Raw genomic sequence first — 20,482 nt, forward strand, 5'->3', positions numbered from 1 at the left:
CCACTTCCGTTCCGCCGACCGGTCACCGATATCGGCTGCAGCCGGTCAACCACCCGCGCGAGCCAGCGGACATCCTACGGCCGGGTGGCGGCCGGTTCGTCCTGAGCGGCGGGGCCGCGGCCGCCCTCGCCCGCCGGCCCGCGCCGCAGCACCGCCGCCCCCGCGACCAGGCCGAACGCCAGCAGCGTGACCAGCCCGAACGACACCACGAGCGAGGTCGCGTCGGCCACCGCCCCGATCGCCGACGGCGCGATCAGGCCCGAGGTGTACGTGATCGTCGCCACCCCGGCGATGGCCTGCGCCGGAGCGGGCCCGCTCCGCGCCGCCGCGGCGAAGGCCAGCGGCACGACCACGGCGATGCCGAGCCCGATCAGGGCGAATCCCGCCAGGGCCCCCGCCGGATGCCGGACCGCGACCACCGACAGCCCGCCCGCGGTGGCCAGTACGCCGCCCGCCCGCACGGTGCGCACCGGGCCGAAGCGGTCCACCACCCGGTCCCCGCAGAGCCGTGCGACGGCCATGGTCAGTGCGAACGCGGTGGTGCAGGCGGCCGCGAGGCCCGCGTCGGTGTGCAGTACGTCGCGCAGGTAGACGGCGGACCAGTCCAGGTCCGCGCCCTCGGCGAAGACGGCGCAGAACCCGACCGCGCCGATGAGCAGCGCCGACTTCGGCGGCAGGGTGAAGTGCGGGGGCGCCTCGGCCTGCGCGTCACCGCCCGGATCCAGGACCCCGTGCACGGCGACCAGCCCGGCCGCCGTCAGGGCGAGCGCGGCCAGGAGGTGGTGCAGCCGGGCATCGGTACCCGCGTGCGCGGCGACCGTACCGGCGGCCGAGCCGATCAGGGCCCCCACGCTCCACATGCCGTGCAGGGAGGACATGATCGAGCGGCCGAGCCGGTCCTCGGTCTCCACGCCGAGCGCGTTCATCGCCACGTCGGACATGCCGGAGGTGGCGCCGTAGACGAACAGGGCGCCGCAGAGGGCGGGCAGGCCGGGGGCGAGGCCCGGCAGGACGAGGGACGCGGTCCACAGGACCAGCAGGCCGCGCAGCGCGGTACGCGTCCCGAAGCGGTGGCTGATCCGGCCGGCGAGCGGCATCGCGAGGGCGGCGCCGAGGGCGGGGAAGGCGAGGGCCAGGCCCAGCGTGCCCGCGCCGAGCCCGGCGTGCTCCTGGATCCAGGGGATGCGGGTGGCGAACGAGCCGGTGACCGCACCGTGGACGCAGAAGACGGCGGCGATCGCGAGCCGGGCGCTGCGCAGGCGGGTGGGGGTGGGGGCGGGCCCGGTCGTCATGCCGACAACCTACCGGTGGTTGCCGCGGCGAGGACGGGGCCCGTGCCCGGCCCGTGCCCGGCCCGGGGCCGCCCGAGGTGCGGTGCGGCGCCGCGGCGCGAGCGGTCCCGGCTGCGCCGGGCCCCGCGGGGCTCCGCCCCGCACCCCGCGCCTCAAACGCCGGCGGGGCTGGGAGGGGTTCGGCGGGGCCGGATGGGCCGGCCCAGATGCCGGCGGGGCCGGGCGGGGGTGGTCAGTGGGGGGTCTTCAGGTATTCAGCGAAGCTCTGGTGGCCCACCGCGCGGGTCGGGGTCAGGTGGCCGCCGCGGCGGAAGGCCGCGTAGGCCTTGCCCGCCAGCGGGACGTCCAGTACGCGGCGGCGGCGGCCCGTCGCCGCGAGGCCGGCGCGGGCCAGGTCCGACAGCGAGTGGATCTCCGGGCCGCCCATGTCCGGGACCCGCCCCGCCGGCACCGGCACCGCCAGTTCCGCGAGCCGGTCCGCGACCTCCCCGACCGAGATCGGCTGCATCCGTACCCCCTTGGGCACCGGTACCACCGGCAGCTTCCCCATCACGTCCACCACCCGCGCCACCAGGTCGTGGAACTGGGTCGTCCGCAGGATCGTGAGACCCAGCCCCGACTCCTCCAGCATCCGTTCCACCTTGAGCTTCGTCACGTAGTAGCCGTACGGCACCACGTCCACCCCGACGATCGAGATGTAGACGATGTTGGTCACGGTCCCCGCCCGCCGGGCCGCCTCGATCAGGTGCCCCGCCGCCACGTCGTCACCGCCCCGCGGTGAGCTCGCGCAGTGCACGACGACCTCGACGCCCGCCATCGCCGCGTCCAGTCCGCTGCCGTCCCGGAGGTCGACGGGGTACTCCTGCGAGTGCCGGCTCAGGACACGGACCTCGTGGCCCGCGTCCCGCAGCCGGGTGACGACGAGCGCCCCGACGGTGCCGGTGCCTCCGGTGACCAGGATCGTGCTCATGATGGGGTCTTCCTTCCCGGTAGAGGTGTGTTCACCAGCCAGGACCGGACGGCCTCCCCGGATGTGACAGCTGCCGCCGCAGGAACTCCAGCTTTTCCGGATTCAGCACGGCCCGCATGCCGGTCACCAGCCCGTCCGGCCCGTCCCCGAACTCCACGACCAGCACCCCCAGCTCGCCGAACACGAGCGCGGGCATCCCGTTGACCTCCGCCGGGGCGACCGGCAGGTCCGCCGCGTACTTGTTCAGGACGCCCACCAGGAACCGGGCCACCTTGTCCCGGCCCACGACCGGCCGCCGGGCCGCGCTGACCACCCCGCCGCCGTCCGACACCACCCGGACGTCGGCGCTCAGCAGGGTCTCCAGCCGTGCCACGTCCCCGTCGCGCGCGGCCGCCATGAAGGTGTCCACCAGGCCCTGCCAGCGCTGCGGGTCCGGCCGGAAGCGCGGACGCGGGGCCTCCACCCGCTGGGCCGCACGCCGGTACAGCTGCCGGGAGTTGGCCTCGGTGATGTCGAGCAGCCCGGCGATCTCCCGGTGCCCGTACGCGAAGGCCTCGCGCAGCACGTACACCGCCCGCTCGACCGGTGTGAGCTGCTCCAGCAGCACCAGCAGGGCCATCGAGACGCTGTCCCGCCGCTCCGCGGAGTCCAGTGGGCCGAGCGTGCCGTCCGAGGTGAGCACCGGTTCCGGGAGCCAGGGGCCGACGTACTCCTCGCGCCGGGCCCGGGCCGAGGTCAGCCGGTTCAGGCACAGGCGGGTCACCGTCTTCGCGAGCCAGGCGCCGGGGTGCTCGACGTCGCCCCGGTCGGCCGCGCTCCAGCGCAGGTACGCGTCCTGGACGGTGTCCTCGGCCTCGTGCGCGGAGCCCAGCATCCGGTAGGCGATGCCGAACATCCGGCCCCGGTGTTCTTCGAAGTCGGCCGCGGAGGCGGCTACAGGCGTGCTCACGTCGGCAGCGTACGCGGGAGGACCCGGTGGCCGCGGGGCCACCGGGTCCTGACCGTCACTCACCTGCGCGTGTCAGCAGGCGCCCTGGTCCCTCCAGACGCCCCAGTCGCCCGTGGTGCCGGGCTCCTCGTTCTGCGTCCACCACTGGGCCTTCCAGGTGTGGCCCTTGTGGGAGACGAGGTTCCCGCTGTTGTATACCGTGCCCGCGACGTACGCCGGGGCGGTGCAGGTCCCCCCGGGGGGAGTGGTCGGCGGGGTGGTCGGGGGAGTGGTCGGCGGGGTCGTGGGCGGCGTCGTCGGGGGCTGGGTGCCGCCCGGCTCGACCACCGTCGTGCCGCGCGCCAGGTCGCCGGCGAGGGCGTAGGCGGTGCCGGAGATGTTCACCGTCCAGTTGGAGGGTGTGGAGACAGGCAGGTAGTAGTTGAACGCCAGGTCCACCGAGGCGCCGGGAGCCAGCGTCTGCCAGGCCGGGAGTTTCAGCGAGACCCGCTGGAAGTCGCCCTTGAGGCCGCCGACGTTGTTGCCGGTGTGGCCGGCGCTGATCACCTTGGTGCCGAATCCGGACTGGTCGGAGGCGTTGGCCGGGGCCGAGGTCCCGTAGTCGAACTGGAACTCGGTGCCGCCGGGCAGCGTGGTCTTCGTGTTGTTCGTGATCTTGAGCTTGGGGGTGATCGGGTAGTTGGAGTCGCCCAGCTTGAACTCGGTGAACTCCGTCTTGATGTCCACGGCCCGCGCCGGGAGCGCGCTGCCCGCCGTCTTCGCCCCGTAGGGCGCGGCCGACTTGAACTTCTCGTACATCGTCGTGGTGAGCGTGTCACCCATCTCGTACTGGCCCTTGGCGGCGTTGTAGCCGTAGTCGCCCGCCAGTTCCCAGACCATCGTGCCGCCGATTCCCTTGTCCACCACGTAGTCGGCCTTGGCTGCGACGGACTGTTCGTCCTCCGTCGACAGGAAGACCTTCTTCTGGTCGTTCCACAGCCACGGAGCCACCAGCGTGGAGTCGTACTTGCGGACGTAGGTGCCGGTCAGCGAGGTGTTCGCGGGGAAGCCGTACTTCGTGACGTAGTCGCCGACGACGCCCTTCTCCAGGTTCTTCGCGTGCCACATCGGGTTGGAGCCGGCCGGGGATTCCTTGCCCGCCGTGTCCAGGTCGTGCCAGAGGTTGTCGATGCCGACCGCGCCGTCACCGCACTTGGTCAGTCCCGCACCTGCCGGACAGCTCGTGGCCGGGGCCCTGCCCCACAGGCCGTCCGTGCCGCCCTGCACGTTCTTGAAGCCGCGGGTGTAGTACGGCAGGCCCATGTTGATCCGGCCGGCGGGCATCGAGCCGCGGAAGTAGTGGTAGGCCCAGTCCGAGTTCAGGTAGCCGATGCCGCCGTACTGGGAGGTGGAGTAGACGCCCGCGGCGGCCAGTTCGCCGTCCTTGCCGTCGTCGAAGAGGGAGGCGTTGGGGCCGACGTACTCGTTCCAGGCGCCGTGCAGGTCGTAGGACATGATGTTGACGTAGTCCAGGTACTTCTGCATCTGGAACGTCTCCATGCCCCGCAGCAGGTACCCGGAGGAGGGCGCGGCCACCGAGAGCAGGTAGTGCCTGCCGTCGGCGGCGCCCGCGCGGTCGAGCCTCTCGCGCAGCGACTTCATCAGCGCGGCGTAGCCCTTGACCAGCCCGGCCCGGCGGGCGTTGGAGAGCTGCCAGTCCAGCGGGTTGCCCGCGTCCTTCATCGTCGTGGGGTACTCGTAGTCGATGTCGACGCCGTTGAAGCCGTACTTGCGGATGAACGCGACGGAGGAGTCGGCGAAGGTGTCGATGCCCGCCTGGTTGACGGAGCCGTCGGCGTTGGTGGCCATCGAGTAGAAGCCGCCGGAGGCGACGCGGTTGCCGTCGTCGCCGAAGTAACCGCCGGTCTCCGCCCAGCCGCCCACCGAGATCAGCGTCTTGACGTTCGGGTACTGCTTCTTGAATTTGTTCAGCAGGTTGAAGTGGCCCTTGTAGGGGAGGGCCGGGTCCATCTCGGCTCCGGCGACGCCGGGCCAGGTCATCCCGGTAGCGGCATTGGCGGCGCCGTCCGAGCCGACCGAGATCTTGTTGTCGGAACCGACGTGGGCGAAGGCGTAGTTCACGTGGGTGACCTTGGACCACGGGACGTCGTCGGCGAGGTAGGCGGGGGCGCCGTCCTTGCCGGTACGCCAGCCGGTGAAGTAGCCGATGACGCGCCGCTGGTGGTCGGCGCCCATCTTCTCGCGGCCTTCGGAGTCGTAGACCGAGCAGTACGGGACGTCGACACCGGGCGTCGTGTACAGCCCGTCGGGGCGGCAGCCCTGGTTGTCGGCGGCCTGGGAGACGCCCGTCGAGAGCCCGGCCGCCAGGAGTCCGGCGATCGCTGCGCCGGATGCCAGGAGCATCGCTCTCGTACGTGTGGGGGACGGCATGGTGCCTCCTGGGGAGGGGAGGATGGCGGGACACGACCTGGGGCAGCGTGGGGCAACGTGCGGAGGAGTGGCGCTGGTTGGCCCGTGGCGTGCGCACGCCGACGGACCGCCTCCCGGGGAAGATGAAGGGAACGTTAAGAGGACTAGACCACCGCGTCAATAGGTCTGGACCAAAGTGCCGTCGCGTGCGTGCGCGGGGTGTACGTACCGTGTGTGCGTGGCGCGTGCCGGGCTGCCGGTGGCGCAATAGCGGCGCTCAAGAACGGCCGGTTTGTGAGCCAGGCCACAGCGCCTCACCCGCATGGCCGCAGATCGCCCGTGGCACACTGGCCCTAGTACCAGTAGCAGCGCACTCCGGGGTCGGTGTAATTCCGAACCGGCGGTTATAGTCCGCGACCCGTCCGCAGCCAGCGGCCGGTTGACCAGGTGAAATTCCTGGACCGACGGTTAAAGTCCGGATGGGAGGCAGTGCGCGGCGGGCCAGTCACCGGTACGCCGCCGTCGGCGGTCCATCGGGCGTATCCCTCGGGATACCACCGAGCGGACCCGCTTTTCCGGCCTCGGCGTCCCCGCGTGTGCTTCCCGCTTCATCTGTCGTATCCCGACAGGCCCCGGAGTCCGTGCCCGATGAGGCAGGAGGACCCGGTGGCGACAGACGCCGCGCAGACCGCACCCGAGACGGGTGCCGCCGCCATGCGCCGGGCGATCGCCCTCGCGGCCCGCGGACTCGGCTCCACCAGCCCCAACCCCGTCGTCGGCTGTGTCATCACCGACGCCGCCGGAACGGTCGTCGGCGAGGGCTGGCACCAGCGGGCCGGCGGTCCGCACGCGGAGGTCCACGCCCTGCGCGCCGCGGGCCCCGCCGCCCGGGGCGGAACCGCCTACGTCACCCTCGAACCCTGCAACCACACCGGACGCACCGGCCCCTGCGCGCAGGCCCTCCTCGAAGCGGGCGTCACCCGCGTCGTCTACGCGGTCCCCGACCCCGACCCGCAGGCCAGTGGCGGCGCCGCCACCCTGCGCGCGGCCGGCGTCCAGACCGAGGGCGGCTTCCTGGAGGCCGAGGCCGAGGCCGGCAACATCGCGTGGCTGACCTCCGTACGCCTGGGCCGCCCCCACGTCACCTGGAAGTACGCCGCCACCCTCGACGGCCGCAGCGCCGCCGCCGACGGCAGCAGCCGCTGGATCACCTCCCCCGAATCCCGCGCCGACGTCCACCGGCTGCGCGCCGAGGCCGACGCCGTCCTCGTGGGCGGCGGAACCCTGCGTGCCGACGACCCGCACCTGGCCGTACGCGGCGTCGAAGGGGCCACCCAGCCGCTGCGCGTCGCCCTCGACACGCACGCCGCCCTCCTGCCCGGAGCCCGCATCCTCGACGACGCGGCCCCGACCCTGCTCGTCGTCGCCGAGGACGCCGACACCCGGCACCTGCCCGGCGTCGACCTGCTCCGGCTGCCCCTGCGCGACGGCCGCGTCCCCGTCCCCGAACTCCTCACGGCCCTGCACGCCCGGGGGGTGCGCTCCGTGTTCCTCGAAGGCGGTCCCACCCTGGCGGGCGCCTTCCTCGAAGCCGGGGCCGTCGACCGCGTCGTCGGCTACCTCGCCCCGGCCCTGCTCGGCTCCGGCCCCGCGGCCCTCGCCGACGCCGGCATCACCACCATCGCCCGGGCGGTGCGCCTCGACATCACCGAGGCCGTCCGCGTCGGCGCCGACCTGCGCATCACCGCCGTCCCCACCACTGCCGTCCCCACCACCGCCCCCAAGGAGCACTGAGTGTTCACCGGAATCGTCGAAGAACTGGGCGAGGTCACCGCCGTCGAGCAGCTCGCCGAAGCCTCGCGCTTCCGCCTGCGCGGCCCCCTCGTCACCGAGGGCGCGAAGCACGGCGACTCCATCGCCGTCAACGGCGTCTGCCTGACCGTCGTGGAGACCGCGGACGGCGAGTTCACCGCCGACGTCATGCAGGAGACCCTGAACCGCTCCAGCCTCGGCGCCCTGGCCAAGGGCTCGCGGGTCAACCTGGAGCGCCCGATGGCGCTCGGCGGACGCCTCGGGGGCCACCTGGTCCAGGGACACGTGGACGGCACCGGCGAGATCCTCTCCCGCACCCCCTCCGAGCACTGGGAGATCGTCAAGGTAGCCCTCCCGGCCCACCTGTCCCGCTACGTCGTGGAGAAGGGCTCCATCACCGTCGACGGCGTCAGCCTCACCGTCGTGGAGGCCGCCGCCGACTGGTTCACGGTCAGCCTCATCCCGACGACCCTCGCCCTGACCACGCTCGGCCGCAAGCAGCCCGGCGACCCGGTCAACCTGGAGGTCGACGTCCTCGCCAAATACGTCGAACGCCTGCTGGCCGCCGGAGTGGACCCGCTGCGCACCGAAGGAGAAGCCCAGTGAGCGCCCTGACCTGGCTCAACACCGAGGCCTTCGAGATCGTCGGCCAGAAGGTCATCTGGTCCGACATGATCGGCAACCTGATGGGCCTGGCCGCCCTCGCGCTCGGCTGGCGCCGCTCCATCTGGACCTGGCCCGCCCAGCTCCTGTCCGGCCTCATCCTCATCGCCGCCTACGCCTCCGCCCACCTCTCCGGCGGTGTCGGCAAGCAGCTCCTGGTCATCGGCGTGGCCGCATGGGGCTGGCGCGCCTGGCAGCGCGGCAGGCAGCAGGCCCAGGACGGCTCCATCGCCGTCCGCACCGCCACCTGGCGCGAGCGCGGCCTGCTCCTCGCCGGAGCGGCCCTCGGCACCCTCGCCGTGGGCGGCCTCTTCACCCTGTTCCCGGACCTGTCGTGGAGCCCCTGGGCCGACGCCTACATCTTCGTCGGCACCATCGTGGCGATGGTCGCCCAGGCCCGCGGCCTGGTCGAGTTCTGGGCGGCCTGGCTCCTCGTCGACCTCGTCGGCGTCCCGCTCGCCTTCACGGGCGGCCTGGCCTTCTCCGGCCTCGTCTACGTCGTCTACTTCGCACTCGTCCTGTGGGGCGCGTACGACTGGTACCAGCGCTCGCGCACCACCACCGCCCCGGCCCTCGAAGGAGCAACGGCATGACCCCCCTCAAGCCCGTGCCGGACGTGCCCGAAGACCTCCACGCGCAGACGTTCCGCCTCGACCCCGTCGAGCAGGCCATCCGGGACATCGCGGCAGGCCGCCCGGTCGTCGTCGTCGACGACGAGGACCGCGAGAACGAGGGGGACCTCGTCATCGCAGCCGAGAAGGCCACCCCCGAGATCATCGCGTTCATGATGAGCGAGTGCCGCGGCCTGATCTGCGCCCCCATGGAGGGGCCCGAACTGGACCGCCTCGAACTTCCCCAGATGGTCCAGCACAACACCGAGTCGATGAAGACCGCCTTCACCGTCTCCGTCGACGCGAGCGCCGCCCACGGCGTCAGCACCGGCATCTCCGCCGCCGACCGCGCCACCACCCTGCGGCTGCTGGCCGCCGGCACCAGCGAACCCTCGGACTTCGTCCGCCCCGGCCACATCTTCCCGCTGCGCGCCAAGGCCGGCGGCGTCCTGGTCCGCAACGGCCACACCGAGGCCGCCGTCGACCTCGCCCGCCTCGCGGGCCTGCGCCCGGCCGGCGCCATCGTGGAGATCGCCGGCGAGGACGGCGTGATGCTGCGGCTGCCCGAGCTGGTCCCCTTCGCCCGCAAGCACGGTCTGACGATCATCTCCATAGAGGATCTGATCGCCTACCGCCGCTCCGCCGAGCCGACCGTGCGCCGGGAGGCCGAGGTCAACCTGCCGACCGCCTTCGGCACGTTCACGGCCTACGGCTACCGCTCCACCGTCGACGGGGTCGAGCACGTCGCCCTCGTCCACGGCGAGGTCGGCGACGGCAGCGACATCCTGGTCCGCATGCACTCCGAGTGCCTGACCGGCGACATCTTCCAGTCCCAGCGCTGCGACTGCGGCCCGCAGCTGCACGCCTCCATGGCCCGCATCCAGGCCGAGGGCCGCGGCGTGGTCGTCTACCTGCGCGGCCACGAGGGCCGCGGCATCGGGCTGCTGTCCAAGCTGCGCGCGTACGAACTCCAGGAGCGCGGCCGCGACACCCTGGACGCCAACCTGGAGCTCGGCCTGCCCGCCGACGCCCGCGACTACGGGGCCGGCGCGCAGATCCTCGCCGACCTCGGCGTCCGCAGCGTGCGGCTGCTCACCAACAACCCCGACAAGGCGGACGCCCTCGTCGGCCACGGCATCGCCGTCGCCGGCCGGGAGTCGATGCCGATCGAGGCCGGCGAGCACAACCTGCGGTACCTGCGCACCAAGCGCGACCGCATGGGCCACGACCTGCCCTGGCTGGAAGGGCCCGTGACCACCTCCGCCTGCGGCAACCAGTAACCCCGTCACCACCCCACCCACCTACGCACGACCAACGAGGAGCAGAGCTGTGAGCGGCAAGGGCGCACCCGAACTGAGCGTGAAGAACTGCGGCGACCTGCGGGTCGCCGTGATCGCGGCCCAGTGGCACGAGAAGGTCATGGACGGGCTGGTCGACGGCGCCCTGCGGGCCCTGCACGAGCTGGGCATCGACGAGCCCACCCTGCTGCGCGTCCCCGGCAGCTTCGAGCTGCCGGTCGTGGCGAAGGTACTGGCCGGTCGCGGCTACGATGCCATCGTCGCCCTCGGTGTGGTCATCCGCGGCGGCACCCCGCACTTCGACTACGTCTGCCAGGGCGTCACCCAAGGCCTGGTACAGGTGTCGATCGACACCGGAGTCCCCGTCGGCTTCGGTGTCCTGACCTGCGACAACGATGAGCAGGCGCTGGACCGCGCCGGGCTTGAGGGGTCGAACGAGGACAAGGGGCACGAAGCGGTCACCGCCGCCGTCTCCACCGCCATGACCCTGCGGACCGTCAGCGAACCCTGGCGCTGAGTGGCGGCGGGGGACCCCTTATTCTGAGGACCATCATGGCGAACAAACCCTCCAAGAGCTTCGAAGAGCTCTTCACCGAGCTCCAGCTCAAGGCCGCCAACGGCGACCCCAGCTCCTCCCGTACCGCCGAGCTCGTCGGCAAGGGCGTCCATGCCATCGGCAAGAAGGTCGTCGAGGAGGCCGCCGAGGTCTGGATGGCCGCCGAGTACGAGGGCAAGGAAGCCGCCGCCGAGGAGATCTCCCAGCTGCTCTACCACGTCCAGGTGATGATGGTCGCGCGCGGGATCTCCCTCGACGACGTCTACGCGCACCTCTAGGCCGGAGCTCTTCACGCGGGCCCCCGCCCGCGCCACTCTTTCGCACCTACGCACCCAAGGAAGCCCCCATGCTGCGCATCGCCGTCCCCAACAAGGGTTCACTCTCCGGACCGGCGTCGGCGATGCTCCATGAGGCCGGCTACCGGATGCGCAAGGAGTCCAAGGAACTCGTGGTCGTCGACCCCGAGAACGAGGTGGAGTTCTTCTACCTCCGCCCCAAGGACATCGCGATCTACGTGTCCTCCGGCAAGCTCGACATCGGCATCACCGGCCGGGACCTGCTGCTCGACTCCGGCGCCAGCGCCGAGGAGATCCTGCCGCTGAACTTCGGCCGGTCCACCTTCCGCTACGCCACCCTGCCCGGCACCGCGAAGGGCCCCGAGGACTTCACCGGGATGACGATCGCGACCTCGTACGAGGGAATCGTCGCCAAGCACCTCGCCGAGAAGGGCATCGACGCCTCCGTCGTCCACCTCGACGGCGCGGTCGAGACCGCCATCCAGCTCGGCGTCGCCCAGATCATCGCGGACGTCGTGGAGACCGGCACCAGCCTGCGCAACGCCGGCCTGGAAGTCATCGGCGAGCCGATCCTCACCTCCGAGGCCGTCGTCATCCGCGGCAACGGCACCGACCCGGCCGACCCGCAGGCCCAGCAGTTCCTGCGCCGCCTCCAGGGCGTCCTGGTGGCCCGCAGCTACGTGATGATGGACTACGACTGCCGCGCCGAGCACCTGGAGCGCGCGGTCGCCCTCACCCCCGGCCTGGAGTCGCCGACCGTCTCCCCGCTGCACAACGAGGGCTGGGTCGCCGTCCGGGCCATGGTTCCCGCCAAGGAAGCCCAGCGGATCATGGATGACCTGTACGAGCTCGGCGCGCGCGCGATCCTCACCACCTCCATCCACGCCTGCCGTCTCTGACACCCCTGCCCGTCACGGACACCAACCCGTCACGGACGCCAGCCGTCACCGACACCACCCGCCACTGACACGACCCGGCACTGCCGGAACCTCGCAGAACCGAGCGCACACCATGGCCGACGCCGCCGCCCAGCCCGAACCGCCCGCCCTGCCGGTCACCTTCCGCCCGACCCGCACGAGGGCCGTGCTGCTGGGCGCCGGCCTCGCCGTCTTCGTCACGATCACGGCGATCGCCCTGCTCCTGAACCTGCACCCCGGCGAGCGGATCAGCTTCGTCTTCACCGCGGTCCTGCTCAGCTCCGTCCTCGTGCTGCTCAGCCGCCCCAAGGTGGTCGCGGACGAGGCCGGGGTCACCGTCGTCAACCTCACCCGCACCCGCCGCCTGGAGTGGGCGCAGATCCTGCGGGTGAACCTCCGTCCGGGCGACCCGTGGGTCTTCCTCGACCTGAGCGACGGCACCAGCCTGCCCGTCCTCGGCATCCAGCCCGGCATCGCCAGGGCCCGGGCCATCGGCGACGCGCGCACCCTGCGCGCGCTGGCCGAAACCCGCGGAACCGGTACAAAGGGCCACTGACCCCGGGCATCCCCGCTGCGTCCCATTGCGGCGGCGATCCCAATGACTACCCTGGTGGCGGGGCGCAGCTGTGCGCCCTCCCACCGGCCCCGGGACCCCGTGGCCCGTGGGCAACTGCGACTTGAGGAGTGACTCCCTCCAGCAATGGACGGATCGTCCGGTAGTACCCGCGCCGCCCTCCCCGTGGAGGCGGCGGCATGACCATCCCGCTACTCCTTCTCGTGGCGGCATTCGCCCTGATCCTCGCCAACGGCTTCTTCGTGGCGGCCGAGTTCGGCCTCGTCACCGTGGAACGGCCCGAGGCCGAACGCGCCGCGGCCGACGGTGACCGCCGTGCCCGCACGGTCGTCAGCGCCCTGCGTGAGCTGTCCTTCCAGCTCTCCGGCACCCAGCTCGGCATCACCATCACCTCCCTGGTCGTCGGCATGCTCGCCGAACCGGCCCTCGCGGCCCTGCTGTCCGGTCCGCTCGCCGCCACCGGGCTGCCCGCGGGAGCCGTCTCGGGCGTCTCCGTCGTCATCGGCATGCTGCTCGCCTCCGCCGTCCAGATGGTCGTCGGCGAACTCGTCCCGAAGAACTGGGCGGTCTCCCGCCCGCTCCAGGTGGCCCGGTTCGTCGCCGGACCGCAGCAGTCCTTCTCCCGTGCCTTCCGGCCGGTCATCGCGGCCCTCAACGCCGTGGCGAACCGTCTCGTACGGGCGCTCGGCGTGGAGCCGGCCGAGGAGATGGCCTCCGCCCGCACCCCCGGCGAGCTCGTGTCCCTGGTCCGCCATTCGGCTCAGGCCGGCGCCCTGGAGCAGGACACCGCCGACCTGTTCGTACGGACCCTGTCCCTGGGCGGGCTCACGGCCCAGCACGTCATGACGCCCCGGGTGAAGGTCAGCGCCCTGATGCACACGGCCACCGCGGCCGACGTGCTCAACCTGACCCGGGCCACCGGCCTGTCCCGTTTCCCGGTCTACCGCGAGCGCATCGACGAGGTCACCGGCGTCGTCCACCTCAAGGACGCCCTCGCCGTACCGGAGGCGGAGCGCGCCCGCACCACCGTGACCCGCATCTGCGTCGCCCCGCTGCTGGTGCCCGGCTCGCTGCCGGTGCAGCCGCTGCTGGAGCGGCTGCGCAGCGAACAGCCGATGGCCGTCGTCGTGGACGAGTACGGCGGCACCGCCGGTGTCGTCACCCTGGAGGACATCGTGGAAGAACTCGTCGGCGAGGTCCGCGACGAACACGACCTCGCGGAGGACGACAGCCCCGAGCTGGCAGCCGTGCCCGCCGAGGACGGCCGCCCGTCCTGGGAGGCCGACGGAAGCTGCCGCGTGCACACCCTGCGCCGGATAGGCCTGGAGGTACCCGAAGGCCCGTACGAGACCGTCGCCGGTCTCGTCGCCGATCTGCTCGGCCGGATCCCCGCCCCCGGGGACCGCGCCGAACTCCCCGGCTGGAGGCTGTCCGTCCGCCAGGTGCGCCGCTACCGGGCCGAACGGGTCCGGCTCGTACGCACCGCCCCGCTCACCGCTCCCGCCGAACTCGAGGCGGTCGGCCGGTGAACGCGCTCCAACTGCTCTTCGCCCTGCTGCTCGTGCTGGCCAACGGTTTCTTCGTCGGCGCCGAGTTCGCCCTGGTCTCCGTACGCCGCAGCCAGATCGAACCCCTCGCGTCCGGTTCCAAGCGGGCCCGCCAGGTGCTGCACGGCCTGGAGAACCTGCCCCGGATGATGGCTGCCGCGCAGTTCGGCATCACCCTGTGCTCGCTGACGCTCGGCGCGGTCGCCGAACCCACCGTGGCCCGGCTGCTGGAGCCCCTCTTCCAGGCCGTCCACGTCCCGGAGGGCCTGGTCCATCCGCTCGGCTACGCCGTCGCGCTCGCCGCCGTGGTCTTCCTCCACCTGGTCATCGGCGAGATGGTGCCCAAGAACCTGGCCATGGCCGCCCCCGAGCGGACCGCCCTGTGGTTCAGCCCCGGCCTGGTCGCCTTCGCCCGCCTGTGCGGGCCGGTCACCACCGCGCTCGGCGCCTGCGCCACCTTCGTCCTGCGGCTCTTCAAGGTCGAGCCCAAGGACGAGGTCGAAGCCGTGTACACCAGTGCCCAGCTCGGCCGGCTCCTCAAGGACTCCCGGCAGGCCGGGCTCCTGGAGCCGGTCGAACAGGAGCGCCTGGAGGACGCCTTGGAGCTGGGCACCCGCCCCGTCACCGACGTCCTCCTCGCCCGGGACCGGCTCGTCACCGTCGGCCCCGACGTCACACCGCGGCAGATCGAACAGCTGACCGTGCGGACGGGCTACTCGCGGTTCCCCGTCCGCTCCGGCAACGGCGCCTTCATGGGCTACCTGCACGTCAAGGACGTACTGGACCTGGAGGAGCGGGAGCGGGCAGTGCCCCAGCGGGTCTGGCGCCGGATGACGACCCTGTCCTCCACCCTCCCGCTGGACGACGCGCTGACCGTCATGCGCCGCGACGCCACCCACCTGGCGCAGGTCGCCGGCCCGGGCGGCCGGGTGCTGGGCCTGGTCGCCATGGAGGACGTGCTGGAGATGCTGGTCGGCGAGGTCCGCGACCCCGCCCACCGCACGCCCCCGCCGGCCCGCAGGGCCCCCGCCCCGGAAGACGCCATGGCCGGCTGATCCCGACCCCGCTCAGGCGTAGCGGTCGAACAGCGCCTGGACGTACTCCTCGAGCCTGCGGGTCAGGACCCCGGCGGCCAGGTCGGTGCGGCCCAGCTCGCGCCAGGGGACGCCCACCTTCTCGGCATCGGGGGCGAAGCCCAGCGCGTCCAGGAGCCTCCAGTAGAGGTGCTCGGCGCGGTCTTCGGCCAGGGTCCCTCCGGCGGCGGCGTACCGGTCGGCGAACCGGATGCCCGCGGGAGCGCCGTGGAGCAGGGCGAGGGCCGTAGAGCAGTGCGCCACGTCCAGGTCGGCCGGCCCCCAGGACGTCTCCACCCAGTCGACGACACCGCTGATCCGAAGACCGTCGCCGCTCCCGGTGAACAGGACGTTGCCGGGATGGAAGTCCCGGTGCAGGAAGCAGCCCCGGTAGGCGGGCGGCTCGCGGCGGATGACGTCCACGGCCCGCCGCCACAGCCCGGGCCTGTGCGTGTCCGCGGGCGGGACCGCCCGCTCCGGGGAGGTCCACGCCTGATAGGTGCGGGGCCGCCGTTGCGTGGTGACCGGCAGCCGGTGGATGCCCACCAGTTGCCGGGCCAGCAGTTCGGCGCGTTCGTCGGCGTCCTGCTCGTCCAGGCGCACGGTCCCCGGCAGCAGGCTCATCAGCAAGGAGGGGTGGTCGCAGTGCCGCGCCGTCGCGTCCACCGCGGCGAGGGTGGCCGCGGGCACGTCCGTACCGCCGAGCAGGCGCAGGACGGCCGCCTCCCGGGACAGCAGGCCTTCCGCGTGCCGGCGGAAGAACGGCTCGACGAAGGACCGCAGGACCAGAGAGCGCGCCCCATCCGGTCCCCGCAGGTCCAGCCTGCGCATCTGTGACGTCCACCCGCCGCGCAGCCGCACGGCCCGTTCCACGTACTCGCCCTCGGACAGCTGCTTCTGCACCCAGGAGCGGGTGGAACCCCAGTCCTGACCGTCCTGGTCCCCGCCGATGTCCTCGGCCCCCTCCGTCACCATGCCGGCAGGGTAACCGCCTCCCGCGGAAGGCGCGCCGGGGACCCGGTACGCCGGCTCCGCCGCTACAACGGCGGTGGCTCCGGGCGCTCTTGGGGGCCCCGGCCGGAGAGGACCTCGCCGTACGCCTGCATCAGGTCCGCCAGCCGCAGCGTGGAGAGGTCCTCCCGGGAGGGGTCGCCTGCGAAGCCCGCCAGGCGCAGGTCCCGGTAGGCGCAGCTCTTCTCGTAGAGGGTGCGCAGGAACCGGCCGTTGCCCAGTTCGTCGATCCAGCCCTGCTCGACCACGTGCCCGCTGATGCTGCGCAGCTCCTCCAGCGCCTCCTCGTCCCAGCGGTCGCCGTTGCCGTCCGCCAGCACCTCCCCGATCGAGGTCAGTTCGAGGGGACGGTAGCTCGGGAAGTCCACTCGGGTCGTGAACCGCGAGGAGAGTCCCGGGTTGGTGCTCAGCAGCCGGTCCATCCCGGCCGGGTAGCCCGCGAGGATCACCACGAGGTGGTCGCGGTTGTCCTCCGCGCGCTTGAGGAGCACCTGTAAGGCCTCGTCCCCGTATGCGTCACCCTTGCTGTAACCGGAGTTGGACAGGCTGTACGCCTCGTCCACGAACAGCACCCCGCCGATCGCGGAATCGATCAGCTCGTTCGCCTTCACGGCCGTCTGCCCGAGGAACTCGCCCACCAGATCGGCCCGCTGGGCCTCCACCAGGTGGTCGCCGCCCAGCAGGCCGAGCGCGTAGAAGACCCGGCCCAGGATCCGGGCCACCGTGGTCTTGCCCGTACCGGAGGGCCCCGAGAAGACGAAATGCCGCTTGGGCGGCTGCACCGGGAGGCCTTGGCCCGCCCGCAGCCTGGCCATGTGCAACTGCGCCGAGAGGGCTTTCACCTGCCGTTTGACGGGCTCCAGGCCCACCATCCGCTCCAGCTCCGCCAGCGCCTGCGCCAGCGCCCGCGGGTCGGCGGGCCCGGCCGGAAGGCCCACGGGCGCGCCCTGGGCCGGTAACGCCGCCTTGTGCCGCGTCCCGTCCGCCCGGCCCCCGTCCGGAGGACCGAAGCGGGGCTCCGGCGGGTCGGGGAGCAGCGGGTCCGGCTCCGCCTGGCCGTCCGCCGCGACGTCCTGCGCGGGGGCGCCGCCCCCGCCGCCGAGGGCGACCGCCGCCAGGTCCCCGCCGGCCGGGGCGGGCCCGTGCCCGGCGAACTGCTCGCCCACGTGCCCGTAGGCCGCGTAACCCGCCATGTCGTCGGGGTCGCTGCTGTCGGCGATCGCCGTCAAGCGGGCCGCGGTGTCCATGAACGCCGGGTCCACCCGGTGCACCGCCCGGTACAGCGGCAGCGCGGCGGCGCTGCGGCCGGTCCCCTCGTGGGCCCGCGCCAGCCAGTACCGCAGCTCCTTGCGCTGCGGCTGCTCGCTGCGACAGCGCATCAGCGCCGCCGCCAGCATCGGCTCCGCCTGCCCGTACATCTCCAGCCGGACCCGGGCCATCCCGCCGAACAGGCGTGCCTCGATGCCCAGTTGCGGATCGTCCACCAGCGGTTCGGTGTGCCGCACCAGCTGCTCCCAGTCCTTGACCAGGTAGGCCCGGCAGGCGTGCAGGAAGCGGACCTGCGGATCGGTGTCGACCGGGGGCAGGGCGGCCAGCGCCTGGTCCAGCTCGGGCACGTGGCGGCCGTCCAGCCAGTGCGAGGCGTGGGCCAGCAGCAGGTCGCGGCGGCTCTCCAGCACCGGCTGCACCCACCAGCCCAGCCAGTACCAGGAGTTCAGCGTCCTGCGGTGCCGGGCGCGCTGCTCCCCGAAGCGGTCCCGGTGCGCGTACATGCGCAGCAGCGCGTTGGTGGTGTCCGCCCTGAGCGCGTGCAGGCCCAGCCAGGCGTCCGCCATCGCGGGATCGAGCCGCACCGCCGTGCGGAACTCCTCCTCGGCCTGCGGATAGGCGCCCATGGTGCAGGCGTCGACCCCGCGCAGCCAGGCGAGTTCGGCCGGGGCGTGGGTGCTGCCCGGCATGCCGAAGTCCATCACATCCCCCACAAGCCTGCCCCCGTGGTGCGCGGCAACCCTCGGATCACTCCCGTGGGTTGTCCACCATGCCGATGAAATCAGGGCTGCATCGTACCTGCGGTGACGCTCCTTACCCAGGGTGCGGCAGCCGCGGGTCCGGAGGCCCCCGCGGACCCCACTGGTGACTCAGCGTGAAGGAAGTGGAGGGGATCGCGGTCGCGGCCGGCCGTCCGCGGCCCGCGCCGGGACAGAACGAAGCCCCCGATCACGGGGGAACAATCGGGGGCCTCGCGTCCGCCGCGGTCGCTGCGGACCGCGCATTCAGAACGTAAGGCCGCCGCGGGGGCGAGGTCAAGCGGCTCGGGGAACCCCCGGCGCAGGGCCGTCGGGGGCGGCGCTCAGGCCCGGGGGAGTCCGTGACGTTGGGTGACCGAAGCCGGGGTTCGCGCAGTCGCAAGAGCCCCGGAAGTCCACTCGTATCCCGTACCGCTCTGGCGTACCAGGGTGTCGGCGAAGGGGCGCGAAGGGTCGCCCGAGAAGTGCACGAGCTCCGCGCGCTCCCATTCGTCCCAGAAACCGTGAAGTTCACGCCCGTCCCGGCTGCGCCCGCGCCCCCAGGACACCTCGCGCGGCGTCTCCAACCACAGCAGCCGCGCCAGCCACGGACGCAGGGCCCGCCGGCCCGCCCCGACGCCCTCGACGATCACCACCGGGACCGGCTCCAGCACCCGCTCCGGGCCGAACCGGCGCAGCACCCAGTCGTACGGGGCCCAGCGCGCGGGCCGGCCGGCGGCGAGCGGCTCCAGGACCTGGGCGCTGAGCCGCCCGAACCAGTCGAACAGTTCCTCGTGCGTGGCCACCTCGTCCAGGTGCAGCACGGGAGCTCCGCCCAGGGTCTCGGCGAGGCGCTGCGCGAAGGTGCTCTTGCCGGATCCGGCGTGCCCGTCGACGCCGATCAGCCGGACCGGCCCGAGCGAGGGCGACAGGGCGGCGAGCTCCCGCGCGAGTGGGCCCAGGGGCCGGCCGGGGGAGAGGGGGGACTGCTCGGGCTGCTCCACCCGGCCAGCCTATGACGTGCGTGCCTCCGACACGGTCCCGCGGCTTCCGTCACCCGTCGCGCGGGAACTGGGAGGGTGGAGCAGCAGCCGATCCCGCCGTACCGACCCCAGGGGGCCACCACCATGACCGCACCCACCCCGCGCAGGGCCCTGCTCGCCGCAGCCCTCGCGGCCGCCGCCGTGGCCACGGTCCCGGGCGGGAAGGCCACGGCCGCCACCGCGCCCCACCGGGAGCGCGAGCGCGGCGCCACCACGCCGACGATCGACAACCGCTTCTGGTACTCGTACGCCCACTGGCAGGCCGGCACCCACCGCGGTACCGGGGCCGTGGCCGGAGACCGCCCGGGCCTGGAGATCGCGACCCCGGCGGGCCGGACCGAGTACACCGACCCGCACACCGGCAAGACCGCCGCCTGGGACCACGCCACCTGGACCTCCCCCGTGCACCGCTCCGCCGTCCCCGCCACCGAGGCCGTCGCCTCGTGGAACGCCCGTACCCCGGCCGGTACCTGGATCCAGGTCGAGCTGCGCGCCACCTACGGCGACGGCACGGCCACCCCGTGGTACGTGATGGGCCGCTGGGCCTCCGGCGAGGGCGACATCCGCCGCACCTCGGTCGACGGCCAGAGCGACGGCCGCACCACCGTGTGGACGGACACCCTGGCGGTCGACCCCGCCGCGAAGGCGAGCGGTCTGCGCCTGCGGGACTGGCAACTGCGCCTGACCCTGTACCGCAAGCCGGGCACCGCCGTCAGCCCCACCGTCTGGCTGGCCGGAGCCATGGCCTCGGACGTCCCGGACCGGTTCACCGTGCCCCCCTCGAAGCCCTCCGGCACGGCCCACGAGCTCAAGGTCCCGCGCTACTCGCAGGAGATCCACATCGGGCGGTACCCGGAGTACGACAACGGCGGCGAGGCCTGGTGCAGCCCCACGTCCTCCCAGATGATCATCGAGTTCTGGGGCCGCAAGCCCACTGCCGCGGACCTGGCCTGGGTGGACCCCTCCTACTCCGACCCGCAGGTCTGCCACGCCGCCCGCTCCACCTACGACGCGGCCTACAAGGGGTGCGGCAACTGGCCCTTCAACGCCGCCTACGCCTCGACCTACCGGGACATGGCCGCGGTGGTGACCCGGCTCGCCTCCCTCACTGACCTGGAAACCCTGATCCGCGCCGGAATCCCGGTCATCACCTCGCAGTCCTTCCTGCCCGAGGAACTCACCGGGGCGGGGTACGGCACCTCCGGCCACATCATGACCGTCGTCGGCTTCACCGGGGCCGGGGACGTGATCGCCAACGACCCCAACTCGGCGGACGACGCCGCCGTACGCCGGGTCTACCGGCGCACCGAATGGGAGAAGGTCTGGTTGCGCACCAGGCGCCTCAACGCCGCCGGCAAGGAGGTCCAGGCCGCCGGAGGGATCTGCTACCTCTACGTTCCGGCCCGTCCGGGCGCTGCGCGGCTCGCGGCCCTGCGCGCGGCCGGCGTGCTCTGA

General features: G+C 72.8%; 18 protein-coding genes and 1 riboswitch. Of the genes, 11 read left to right on the forward strand and 7 right to left on the reverse strand.

All coding sequences use genetic code 11. The features are described from left to right. Window positions 1-74: 74 nt before the first annotated feature. The 4 genes from OG861_RS26040 to OG861_RS26055 form a co-directional block, all read right to left on the reverse strand. Complete coding sequence (locus OG861_RS26040; protein WP_330261872.1) at window positions 75-1,292, reverse strand: MFS transporter; 1,218 nt, start codon at window positions 1,290-1,292, stop codon at window positions 75-77. 232 nt (window positions 1,293-1,524) lie between these two features. After that, entirely contained in the window at window positions 1,525-2,262 is a 738-nt protein-coding gene (locus OG861_RS26045) for an SDR family oxidoreductase (protein WP_329193532.1), read from the reverse strand. A gap of 31 nt (window positions 2,263-2,293) precedes the next feature. Then, on the reverse strand, window positions 2,294-3,211 hold the full coding sequence (locus tag OG861_RS26050; RefSeq protein ID WP_329193530.1) for an RNA polymerase sigma-70 factor: 918 nt from the start codon (window positions 3,209-3,211) through the stop codon (window positions 2,294-2,296). A gap of 72 nt (window positions 3,212-3,283) precedes the next feature. Beyond that, window positions 3,284-5,641, reverse strand: coding sequence for a chitinase C-terminal domain-containing protein (locus OG861_RS26055; protein WP_329193528.1), 2,358 nt, complete (start codon window positions 5,639-5,641; stop codon window positions 3,284-3,286). A 345-nt stretch (window positions 5,642-5,986) separates the two neighbouring features. Next, window positions 5,987-6,117: riboswitch (FMN riboswitch) on the forward strand. Window positions 6,118-6,268: 151 nt separating this feature from the next. On the opposite strand from OG861_RS26055, the gene ribD reads away from it, so the two are divergent. The 10 genes from ribD to OG861_RS26105 all read left to right on the forward strand — a co-directional run bounded on the left by ribD (window position 6,269) and on the right by OG861_RS26105 (window position 14,949). Next, window positions 6,269-7,414 (forward strand): bifunctional diaminohydroxyphosphoribosylaminopyrimidine deaminase/5-amino-6-(5-phosphoribosylamino)uracil reductase RibD, encoded by a 1,146-nt coding sequence (gene ribD / locus OG861_RS26060; protein ID WP_329193527.1) that lies wholly within the window; start codon window positions 6,269-6,271, stop codon window positions 7,412-7,414. Next, window positions 7,415-8,038: a riboflavin synthase gene (locus OG861_RS26065; protein WP_329193525.1), complete on the forward strand. Its 624-nt coding sequence runs from the start codon at window positions 7,415-7,417 to the stop codon at window positions 8,036-8,038. Next, window positions 8,035-8,688, forward strand: coding sequence for a nicotinamide mononucleotide transporter family protein (locus tag OG861_RS26070; protein WP_329193523.1), 654 nt, complete (start codon window positions 8,035-8,037; stop codon window positions 8,686-8,688). The genes OG861_RS26065 and OG861_RS26070 overlap by 4 nt, the downstream gene beginning before the upstream one ends. Further along, window positions 8,685-9,986, forward strand: coding sequence for a bifunctional 3,4-dihydroxy-2-butanone-4-phosphate synthase/GTP cyclohydrolase II (locus OG861_RS26075; RefSeq protein WP_329193520.1), 1,302 nt, complete (start codon window positions 8,685-8,687; stop codon window positions 9,984-9,986). Before OG861_RS26070 ends, OG861_RS26075 begins: the two co-directional genes overlap by 4 nt. 49 nt (window positions 9,987-10,035) lie before the next feature. Further along, window positions 10,036-10,521 carry a 6,7-dimethyl-8-ribityllumazine synthase gene (gene ribH / locus OG861_RS26080; protein ID WP_007262951.1) on the forward strand — a complete coding sequence of 162 codons (486 nt, stop codon included), beginning with the start codon at window positions 10,036-10,038 and terminating at the stop codon, window positions 10,519-10,521. Window positions 10,522-10,556: 35 nt separating this feature from the next. After that, complete coding sequence (locus tag OG861_RS26085) at window positions 10,557-10,838, forward strand: phosphoribosyl-ATP diphosphatase (RefSeq protein ID WP_190187088.1); 282 nt, start codon at window positions 10,557-10,559, stop codon at window positions 10,836-10,838. 68 nt (window positions 10,839-10,906) lie between these two features. Further along, a complete protein-coding gene (gene hisG / locus OG861_RS26090) occupies window positions 10,907-11,755 on the forward strand; it encodes an ATP phosphoribosyltransferase (protein ID WP_329193517.1) in 849 nt (282 codons plus the stop codon). Between the two features lie 112 nt (window positions 11,756-11,867). Continuing rightward, on the forward strand, window positions 11,868-12,329 hold the full coding sequence (locus tag OG861_RS26095; protein ID WP_329193516.1) for a PH domain-containing protein: 462 nt from the start codon (window positions 11,868-11,870) through the stop codon (window positions 12,327-12,329). A 197-nt stretch (window positions 12,330-12,526) separates the two neighbouring features. Then, complete coding sequence (locus OG861_RS26100) at window positions 12,527-13,876, forward strand: hemolysin family protein (RefSeq protein WP_329193515.1); 1,350 nt, start codon at window positions 12,527-12,529, stop codon at window positions 13,874-13,876. Beyond that, entirely contained in the window at window positions 13,873-14,949 is a 1,077-nt protein-coding gene (locus OG861_RS26105; RefSeq protein ID WP_329193513.1) for a hemolysin family protein, read from the forward strand. Before OG861_RS26100 ends, OG861_RS26105 begins: the two co-directional genes overlap by 4 nt. Window positions 14,950-14,961: 12 nt before the next feature. Here the strand turns inward: OG861_RS26105 and OG861_RS26110 are convergent, their stop codons facing one another. From OG861_RS26110 to OG861_RS26120, 3 genes are all read right to left on the reverse strand, one after another. Then, window positions 14,962-15,942 (reverse strand): phosphotransferase family protein, encoded by a 981-nt coding sequence (locus OG861_RS26110; RefSeq protein WP_329193510.1) that lies wholly within the window; start codon window positions 15,940-15,942, stop codon window positions 14,962-14,964. 62 nt (window positions 15,943-16,004) lie between these two features. Next, on the reverse strand, window positions 16,005-17,948 hold the full coding sequence (locus OG861_RS26115; RefSeq protein WP_329193508.1) for an AAA family ATPase: 1,944 nt from the start codon (window positions 17,946-17,948) through the stop codon (window positions 16,005-16,007). 380 nt (window positions 17,949-18,328) lie between these two features. Next, entirely contained in the window at window positions 18,329-18,946 is a 618-nt protein-coding gene (locus OG861_RS26120; RefSeq protein ID WP_329202032.1) for a uridine kinase family protein, read from the reverse strand. Between the two features lie 165 nt (window positions 18,947-19,111). Here OG861_RS26120 and OG861_RS26125 point away from each other — a divergent pair, with 165 nt between their 5' ends. After that, a complete protein-coding gene (locus OG861_RS26125) occupies window positions 19,112-20,482 on the forward strand; it encodes a peptidase C39 family protein (RefSeq protein WP_329193506.1) in 1,371 nt (456 codons plus the stop codon).

Origin of the sequence: Streptomyces sp. NBC_00539 (genome assembly GCF_036346105.1) — a bacterium.
Taxonomy (GTDB): Bacteria; Actinomycetota; Actinomycetes; order Streptomycetales; family Streptomycetaceae; genus Streptomyces.